We start from the raw sequence: 8,495 nt of genomic DNA, 5'->3' as shown, positions 1-8,495 counted from the left end.
GGGGTCCGGCCACCCCCGGCGGGGCGGCCGGCGGTCGACCCCGCGCCCGGGCCGGGGCCGGGCGGGGTCAACCCCGCGCCCGGGGATGGGCGGTGGCGTACACCTCGCGCAGCCGCTCGACCGTGACCAGGGTGTAGACCTGGGTGGTGGTCACCGAGGCGTGGCCGAGCAGTTCCTGCACCACCCGCACGTCCGCGCCGCCGTCGAGCAGGTGGGTGGCGTAGGAGTGGCGCAGGGTGTGCGGGGAGACCGCCTCCGGCCCGTCCACTGGCAGCCCGGCCCGCTCGGCGGCACGACGCAGGATCGTCCACGCGCCCTGCCGGGTCAGCGCGCCACCGCGGGCGTTGAGGAAGACCGCCGGGGTGCCCCGGCCGGCGGCGGCCAGCCCGGGCCGGGCCCGCACCAGCCAGGCCCGCACCGCCTCGACGGCGTACCTCCCGATCGGGACGAGCCGGGTGCGGCCGCCCTTGCCGCGCAGCAGCACGGTGCCCTCGTCGACGTCCAGGTCGTCCACGGCGGCGCCGACCGCCTCGGAGATCCGGGCGCCGGTGCCGTACAGGAACTCCAGCAGCGCCCGGTCGCGCAGCGCGAGCGGCGCCTGATCGCCGGCGGCGGTCACCGACCCGGCGGTCTCCAGCAGCCGCACCACGGCGTCGACCGGCAGCGCCCGGGGCAGCCGGCGTGGCGGCGTGGGCGGGCGGACGTCCCGGCTCGGGTCGGCGCCGGCCAGCCCCTCGCGCAGCGCGAACCGATGCAGGCCACGCACCGCGCTGGCCGCCCGCGCGGCGGAGGAGACCGCGAGCGGCGGATGCTCCTCGTCGCCGGCGCGCAGCCGGGTCAGGTGCGCCTCGACCTGCCCCGGGCCGACGGCGGCCAGGTCCGGCACGCCGGCCGCCGCCAGGGTGGCCAGGTAGCGCTCCAGGTCCCGTCGGTACGACGAGAGCGTGTTCGCCGACAGTCCCCGTTCGACGGTGAGGTGGTCGAGGTAGCCGCGGACGGCACGACGCAGGGCCGGCGCGGGCTGCACGCCCGCGCCGGCCCCGTCCGGTGCGCCGGTCAGCCCGCCACCCCTCAGGCCAGCGCGTCGGCCAGCGCGAGGGTCGCCATGCCGTGCGCCTCGGCGACCGGGCCGTAGGTGACCTGCCCGTCGTGGGTGTTCAGGCCCAGCGCCAGCGCCGGGTCGCGACGCAGCGCCTCGCGCCAGCCGTGGTTGGCCAGCTCCAGCGCGTACGGCAGGGTGACGTTGGTCAGCGCGTAGGTGCTGGTGTGCGGCACCGCGCCCGGCATGTTCGCCACGCAGTAGAAGATCGAGCCGTGCACCTGGTAGGTCGGCTCGGCGTGCGTGGTGGGACGCGAGTCCTCGAAGCAGCCGCCCTGGTCGATGGAGATGTCGACCAGCACGCTGCCCGGCTTCATCCGGGAGACCATCTCGTTGGAGATCAGGGTCGGGGCCTTCGCGCCGGGCACCAGCACCGCGCCGATGACCAGGTCCGCGTCCAGCACGGCCCGCTCGATCTCGTACGCGTTGGAGGCCACCGTCTGCAGGTGGCCGCGGTAGATGGCGTCGGCCTGCCGCAGCCGGGCGACGTTCTTGTCCAGCAGCAGCACCTCGGCCTGCAGGCCGAGCGCGATCGCGGCGGCGTTCATGCCGGAGACGCCGGCGCCGATGACCACCGTCTTCGCGGCGTACACGCCGGAGACCCCGCCCATCAGGATGCCGCGCCCGCCGCCCTGCCGCTGGAGGTGGTAGGCGCCCACCTGCGGGGCGAGCCGGCCGGCCACCTCGGACATCGGGGCGAGCAGCGGCAGCGACCGGTCGGGCAGCTCGACGGTCTCGTACGCGATGCCGGTGACCTTGCGGTCGAGCAGCGCGTCGGTGCACGCCTTCGAGGCGGCCAGGTGCAGGTAGGTGAAGAGCACCTGCCCCTCGCGCATCCGGTGGTACTCCTCGGCGATCGGCTCCTTGACCTTGAGCACCAGTTCGGAGGTTTCCCACACCTCGTCGGCGGTGGCCAGGATCTTGGCCCCGGCGGCGGCGAACTCGTCGTCGTCGATGCTGGACCCGACCCCGGCGCCGGACTCGACGAAGACCTGGTGACCGCTGCGGACGAACTCGTTGACGCCCGCCGGCGTGATCGCCACGCGGTACTCGTGGTTCTTGACCTCGCGTGGGATTCCGACCTTCACGATGCAGACACCTCTCTTCGGGGCTGCGCTCCCCCGACTGCTCGGTGCCACGGCGGCCCCTTTGCCGCCGCGGTCCACCGGTCCCGCCGGCGGCAGTCTAGGCGCGTCGCCGCCCCCGATGAGGCAGCACAGTGACATCCGGTGCCCGTACGCCCTGACGATGTGTCAGGCATGAACGGGGCCGGCGGTGGGACGTGACCTCAGCCGTCAGGACAGTGTTCATCCATTATCGTCCCACTCTTCGGGTACCGCTGCGGACAGGACACCAGTGGATCACTAGGGTGTCGCCTCATGACCACACCTCCTTACCAGCCCGGCTACCCGTCGGGCGTCTCCGACAAGAGCAAGGTCGTCGCGGGCATCCTCGGCATCGTGCTCGGCGTCTTCGGCGCCGGTCGGTTCTACATGGGCCACACCAAGATCGGCGTTCTCCAGCTCGTCGTGGGCGTCTGCACCGGCGGCATCGGCGGCCTCTGGGGCACCATCGACGGCATCCTGATCCTGGTCAACGGTGGCGTCGACGGACAGGGTCGCCCGCTGCGCGACTGATTGCACCGTAAACAATGAGGGGCCGTGCGGCTGACCGCACGGCCCCTCCTTCACGTAGACCCACACCCGTCGCCGGGCGACCGGCGGCGACGCGACCGCCGTCAGCGCGGCAGCGGCGCGTCCGGTCGGCGCAGCGCGGACCAGCCGGTGTCCCGGGCCCGGACGGCGGCGAGCAGCCCGGCCACGCAGGAGGCGTTGGTGATCTCGCCCGCGAGGACCATGCCGACCCCCTCGTCGAGGTCGATGCGGACGACCTGGAGGTCGGCCTCCTCCTCGCGTCGCTCGTGCCGCTGCTCCGCCGGCACGTCGGTCAGGTCCCGGGCCAGGAAGACCCGGACCAGCTCGTTGGTGAAGCCCGGCGAGCTGTGCAGGTCCACCAGCACGTCGACCCGCCCGGCGGCCAGGTCCACCTCCTCGGCCAGCTCCCGGACCGCGGCGGCGGCCAGATCCTCGCCCGAGACGTCGGTCAGCCCGGCGGGCAGCTCCCACAGGTGCCGCCCGACCGCGTGCCGGTACTGGCGGATCAGCACCACCTGGCCGGCCGCGTCGAGCGCCACCACGGCGACCGCGCCGACGTGCCGGACGACGTCGCGCACGCCCGTCCCGCCGCCCGGCATGGTCACCTCCTCGCTGACCACGTCGAAGATCCGGCCCTGGTAGCGCTCGGTGCGGGAGCGCACCTCGTAGCGGTGCTCGACGGCGCTCACGCCGCCGTCCTGCCCGGTCGTCCGCTCGCTCACGACGCCGACGTCGCCTTCGCGGCGGCGCCACCGTTGCGGGCGGCCTTCTTCGCGGCCGCGCTCTCGGCCGCGTCCAGGTCGACCGGGAGCTGGTCGGCCTCCGAGTAGGCCACCGCCGCCTTCACGAAGGAGGCGAAGAGCGGGTGCGGCCGGGTCGGCCGGCTCTTCAGCTCCGGGTGCGCCTGGGTGGCGACGAAGAACGGGTGCAGGCCCCGGTCCAGCTCGATGAACTCGACCAGCCGCCCGTCGGGCGAGGTGCCGGAGATGTGCAGGCCGGCCTTGGTCAGCGCGTCGCGGTAGGCGTTGTTCACCTCGTACCGGTGCCGGTGCCGCTCGCTGACCTCGGTGCTGCCGTACGCCTCGGCGACCAGCGAGCCCTCGGCGATCGCCGCCGGGTAGGCCCCCAGCCGCATGGTGCCGCCCAGGTCGCCCCGGCCGGCGACGATGTCCTCCTGGTCGGCCATGGTGGCGATGACCGGGTGCGCGGCCTCCTCGTCGAACTCCAGCGAGTTGGCGCCCTCCAAGCCGGCCAGGTGCCGGGCCACCTCGATGGTCATGCACTGCAGACCGAGGCAGAGGCCGAGCAGCGGGATGCCGTTCTCGCGGGCGTACCGGGCGGTGCCGATCTTGCCCTCGATGCCGCGCACCCCGAAGCCGCCCGGGATGACGATGCCGTCCACGCCGGCCAGGGCGGCCGCCGCGCCGGTCGGGGTGACGCACTCGTCGCTGGGCACCCAGCGCAGCTGCACCCGGGCCCGGTGGCCGAAGCCGGCGGCGCGGATCGCCTCGCTCACCGACAGGTACGCGTCGGGCAGGTCGACGTACTTGCCGACCACGGCGACGGTGACGGTGTGCCGGGGCTGGTGCACCCGCTCCAGCAGGTCGTCCCAGCTGGTCCAGTCGACGTCCCGGAAGGAGAGGCCGAGCCGGCGCACCACGTACGCGTCGAGGCCCTCGCGGTGCAGCACCTTCGGGATGTCGTAGATGCTCGGCGCGTCCGGGGCGGCGGTGACGGCCTCGCGGTCGACGTCGCAGTAGAGCGACAGCTTCTGCTTGACCTTGTCGGGGATCTCCCGGTCGCAGCGCAGCACCAGCGCGTCGGGCTGGATGCCGATGCTGCGCAGCTGGGCCACCGAGTGCTGGGTCGGCTTCGTCTTCAGCTCGCCCGACGGCGCCAGGTAGGGCACCAGCGAGACGTGCAGGTAGAAGCAGTTGTCCCGGCCCAGGTCGTGGCGGACCTGGCGGATCGACTCCAGGAACGGCAGCGACTCGATGTCGCCGACGGTGCCGCCGACCTCGGTGATCACCACGTCCGGCACCTGGCCGTCGTCGTCCGGGTCGGCCATCGCCAGGATCCGCGACTTGATCTCGTTGGTGATGTGCGGGATGACCTGGACGGTGTCGCCCAGGTACTCGCCGCGCCGCTCCTTGGCGATCACCTCCGAGTAGATCTGGCCGGTGGTGACGTTCGCCTTGCCGGAGAGCGCCCGGTCCAGGAACCGCTCGTAGTGCCCGACGTCGAGGTCGGTCTCGGCGCCGTCCTCGGTGACGAAGACCTCGCCGTGCTGGAACGGGTTCATCGTCCCCGGGTCGACGTTGAGGTAGGGGTCGAGCTTCTGCATGACCACGCGCAGACCGCGCGCGGTGAGCAGGTTGCCGAGGCTGGAGGCGGTGAGGCCCTTACCCAGCGAGGAGGCGACTCCCCCGGTGACGAAAATGTGCCTGGTCGTCCGTGCTGAAGGGGCCAAGGCCTGCTCCCGTGTCGTCCGTCGCGGTCGTGCAGACCGCCGTGCCGATCAGCCAAGTGATCACGCGATCCACGGGATTCCACGGTAACACCTCTCCCGGCCCGCCCGCCGGGCGCACCCGCAGCGGGCTGCGGGACGTCGCGCCCCGACTCAGGTGGCGGTGACCTCGATCGATGCCCGACCGGCCGGCGCGCGCTTCCCCGCGCCGGTCCCGGCCGTCGGGCCGTCCGCCCCGGTCGCCGGGTCCGGCGCGCGCGGTGCCGGGGGCGCCGGCGCCGCGGCCGGTCCCGCGCCCGCATTCGAGGTACGCGCGGCGTCCGCCCCCGCGCCGGTCGGCGCCGGTCGGTCCGGGTCCTCGCCGTCCGGTCCCCCGCCGCTGTCGCCGCCCGACCCGTCGCCCGTGCCGCCGGACCCCTCGTCGCGCGGGCGGCCCGCGTCGGGCAGCGTGCGGTCGGTGGAGTGGTCGAGCACCCGCAGCGCGGCCAGTGCCGCCATCGGCACCACCAGGGCGGCGGCCGCGCCGGCGACGTCCAGGGCGTCGCCGCCCAGCACACCGCCGATCACCGCGGCGACGGCGGTGCCGGCCATCGCCGCCCGCATCGCCGGGTAGATGCCGAACAGCCGCATCAGCCCACCCCACGGCTGGAGCAGGGCGAACCAGACCAGCAGGGCACCGGCCAGGGCCAGCACCGTCAGCGGGCTGTTGACCAGAGTCTCGAAGTTGGCCGTGCTGGAGCGGTGCACGGTGAGCCCGCCGGTGCCGTCGCCGACGGCGGCCAGGAACCGGCCGAGGCTGCCCCGCTCGGCGGCGGGCCGGCGCAGGTCGAGCACCGCGAAGCCGATGGTGAGCGCGAGCCCGGCCATGGTGGCCCAGGCCAGCCTGCTGATCGTCAGCCAGCCACCGGCGCTGATCGCCGCGGCGACGCTCAGCCCGGCGGTCAGCGCTATCGCGCCGATCGGGTCGGACCCCAGGTACGGGCTGCCGACGACCAGCACGGCGGCGCCGCCGACGGCCACCATCACGGGCGGCCGCCAGGACCGGCGGACCCGCTGGGCCAGCCACCCCGCGCTCAGCAGGGATCCGGCCAGGAACACCCCGAGCCCGACGGTGCCCAGCCCGGCGTACCGGCCGCCCTCCAGGGCGGAGTAGCCGACCACCCCGTTGAGCTGGAGGCGGGCGCCGGTGAGCACGTCCAGCCCCACGGCCAGCGTGGTCAGGCCGGCCACCGCACCGAGCGGACCGAGGGTGCTCGCGTGCCCCGGCGCGAGCCGCACCACGGCGGTCGCGGCGACCAGCAGCAGCACGGTCACCCCGGCGAAGTAGACGCCCGCGTGGTCCCCGCGCCACCAGGGCACGGCGTCGGCCAGCAGGGCGGCCGGGACGGCCAGGGCCGCCGCGATCAGCAGCAGCTCCACGACCGCCACCACCCGCCGCGAGACCGGCTCCGGGCCGTACGGGCCGGCGTGCCGGCGGGCCCGGCGCAGCAGCGGCAGCACCGCCACGGCGAGCAGCACCTGGGCGCCGGCCAGCAGGGTGAAGAACCAGTCGGCCACCCGGTGCTGGGCGGCCGCCTCCCGGTCGGCGTCCGCCGGCGCGGCGATCGCGGCGGCGAGGTCCGCCGGCCGCCCGCCGACCGACTCGGCCGGCCGGCCGAGGAAGGGCCGTTCCGGCATCGGCCGGCCCAGCGCGGTGAGCGCGGTCGGCGCGAGGTCGACCAGTTGCAGGTAGCCCTCGCGGCCGGTGCTGGCCGAGGTGAGCCACCCGCGTTCCCAGCCCGGCCCGTCGGCGACGGCGACGTGCAGCCGGGACGGGGCGTCGGTGTCGGACACCCCGGCGACGATCACCAGCGAGCGGGGCGGCCGGGCGGCCAGCACCCGGGCCAGGCGGGCGTCCGCCTCACGCGCGACCGCGGCCCGGGCCGCCGGGTCCTCGCCGGTGACCGTGCCGAGGTCGACGATGCTCAGCACGCAGGAGCCGAGCAGGCCCGCCGGGTCCGCTGGAAGCGCCGGCGCGTACCGGTCGACGCGGCCGAACGGTCGGGCGGCGGCCACGGCCGCGCCGGGCCCGACCGCCACCGAGCAGCGCACCGACTCCGACAGCGCGCCGGGCACCGTGCCCCAGGGCAGCCGCTCCTGGTTGTACAGGACGACGCTCTCCTGGTCGGGCAGGTTCGCGCCGATGCCGTCGGGCTGCTCGACCGTCACCTGGGCCGGTGGACAGCCGCCGGCCTGGCGGCTGCCGTTCCAGGCGGCGTAGCTGCCGGCGCCGAGGGTCAGCCAACCGTCCACCGGGCAGGTCGGCCGGTGCGCGGAACGGACCGACAGGGAGCCGATCGAGCCGTCCTGGGCCATCCGCCACAACGTCGGCGTGGTCTGCGGGTCGACGTCCTCCCAGCGCAGACCGGCGACCCCGACCAGCACCACGAAGTCGGCGGTGCGCCCCGGGGGCGACGCCTCCCGTTCGGGGCGGGCGGTCAGCGCGGTGATGCCCAGCGCCACCACGACCAGGGTCAGCAGGACCGGGGCGATTCTGCGCCGCATCACCGGCGTCCCGTCGACGGGGCGTCGGCGCCGGGGGCGGCCGGTCCGGCGCCGTGCGGGGCCAGCTCGGCGTAGAGCGCCGCCAGCTGGGCCAGGGTGTCCGCCTCGGTGGGCCAGGTGGCGGCCCGGGCGGCGCCGCGCCGGCCCAGCTCGGCCCGCCCGGCCTCGTCGTCGAGCAGGGCGCGCACGGCCGCGTCGACGGCGTCCACGTCCCCCGGCGGCACCAGCACCGCGGCGTCGCCGACCAGCTCCGGCAGGCCGCCGACCGCGGTCGCCACCAGCGGTACGCCGGCCCGCATCGCCTCCTGCGCGAAGAGCTGACGGGCCTCCCAGTCGCTGGTCACCACCGCCAGGTCGGCCCCGGCCAGCAGGTCGCCCACGTCGGTACGGTGCCCGAGCAGGGTCACCGGTGCCCGGGCGGCGGAGATCCGGGCGGCCAGCGGCAGGTAGGCCGGGCCACTGCCGGCGATCACCACGACCGGCGCCGGGGTCCGCGTACGCCACCGGGCGGCCGCGTCGACCAGCACGTCGTACCGCTTCTGCGGGTGCAGCCGGCCGACGGAGAGGATCAGCGGCCGGTCCTGGCCGACGCCGAACTCGGCGCGGACGGCGGCCCGGCGGCGGCGCGGCGCGGGCAGTGCCGAGGCAGCTCGGCGTGCGCGAGGGCGACCAGCTCGGCGGCGTTGCGCACCGGGGGCATCTCGTTGGCCCAGGTGAAGCGCACGCCGAG

The 8,495-nt window shown here is 75.4% G+C and carries 6 protein-coding genes and 1 pseudogene; 1 reads left to right on the top strand and 6 read right to left on the bottom strand.

What is annotated here, in order from left to right; genetic code table 11:
• Positions 1-67 precede the first annotated feature (67 nt).
• Both AB0G13_RS32835 and ald read right to left on the bottom strand, forming a co-directional pair.
• Positions 68-1,027: a site-specific tyrosine recombinase XerD gene (locus AB0G13_RS32835; RefSeq protein ID WP_357883000.1), complete on the bottom strand. Its 960-nt coding sequence runs from the start codon at positions 1,025-1,027 to the stop codon at positions 68-70.
• A gap of 44 nt (positions 1,028-1,071) precedes the next feature.
• Positions 1,072-2,187 (bottom strand): alanine dehydrogenase, encoded by a 1,116-nt coding sequence (gene ald / locus AB0G13_RS32830; RefSeq protein ID WP_357882997.1) that lies wholly within the window; start codon positions 2,185-2,187, stop codon positions 1,072-1,074.
• Positions 2,188-2,478: 291 nt separating this feature from the next.
• Between ald and AB0G13_RS32825 the strand changes: the two genes are divergently transcribed.
• Positions 2,479-2,736, top strand: a complete 258-nt coding sequence (locus AB0G13_RS32825) for a TM2 domain-containing protein (protein ID WP_357882994.1) — start codon at positions 2,479-2,481, stop codon at positions 2,734-2,736.
• A 101-nt stretch (positions 2,737-2,837) separates the two neighbouring features.
• Here the strand turns inward: AB0G13_RS32825 and AB0G13_RS32820 are convergent, their stop codons facing one another.
• The 4 genes and pseudogenes from AB0G13_RS32820 to AB0G13_RS32805 form a co-directional block, all read right to left on the bottom strand.
• Positions 2,838-3,443, bottom strand: a complete 606-nt coding sequence (locus tag AB0G13_RS32820; RefSeq protein WP_357883003.1) for an NUDIX hydrolase — start codon at positions 3,441-3,443, stop codon at positions 2,838-2,840.
• Positions 3,444-3,472: 29 nt separating this feature from the next.
• Complete coding sequence (locus tag AB0G13_RS32815; protein ID WP_357882991.1) at positions 3,473-5,224, bottom strand: CTP synthase; 1,752 nt, start codon at positions 5,222-5,224, stop codon at positions 3,473-3,475.
• A 150-nt stretch (positions 5,225-5,374) separates the two neighbouring features.
• Positions 5,375-7,765 carry a hypothetical protein gene (locus tag AB0G13_RS32810; RefSeq protein WP_357882988.1) on the bottom strand — a complete coding sequence of 797 codons (2,391 nt, stop codon included), beginning with the start codon at positions 7,763-7,765 and terminating at the stop codon, positions 5,375-5,377.
• A pseudogene (locus tag AB0G13_RS32805) lies at positions 7,765-8,403 on the bottom strand (glycosyltransferase family 4 protein); the annotation flags it as partial. The gene AB0G13_RS32810 and the pseudogene AB0G13_RS32805, both read right to left, overlap by 1 nt.
• Between the last annotated feature and the right edge of the window lie 92 nt (positions 8,404-8,495).

The organism is Micromonospora sp. NPDC023633 (assembly GCF_040640035.1).
Taxonomy (GTDB): domain Bacteria; phylum Actinomycetota; class Actinomycetes; order Mycobacteriales; family Micromonosporaceae; genus Micromonospora.
Note: the sequence above shows the minus strand (reverse complement) of the source record. Positions and strands in the feature narration are given on the sequence as shown.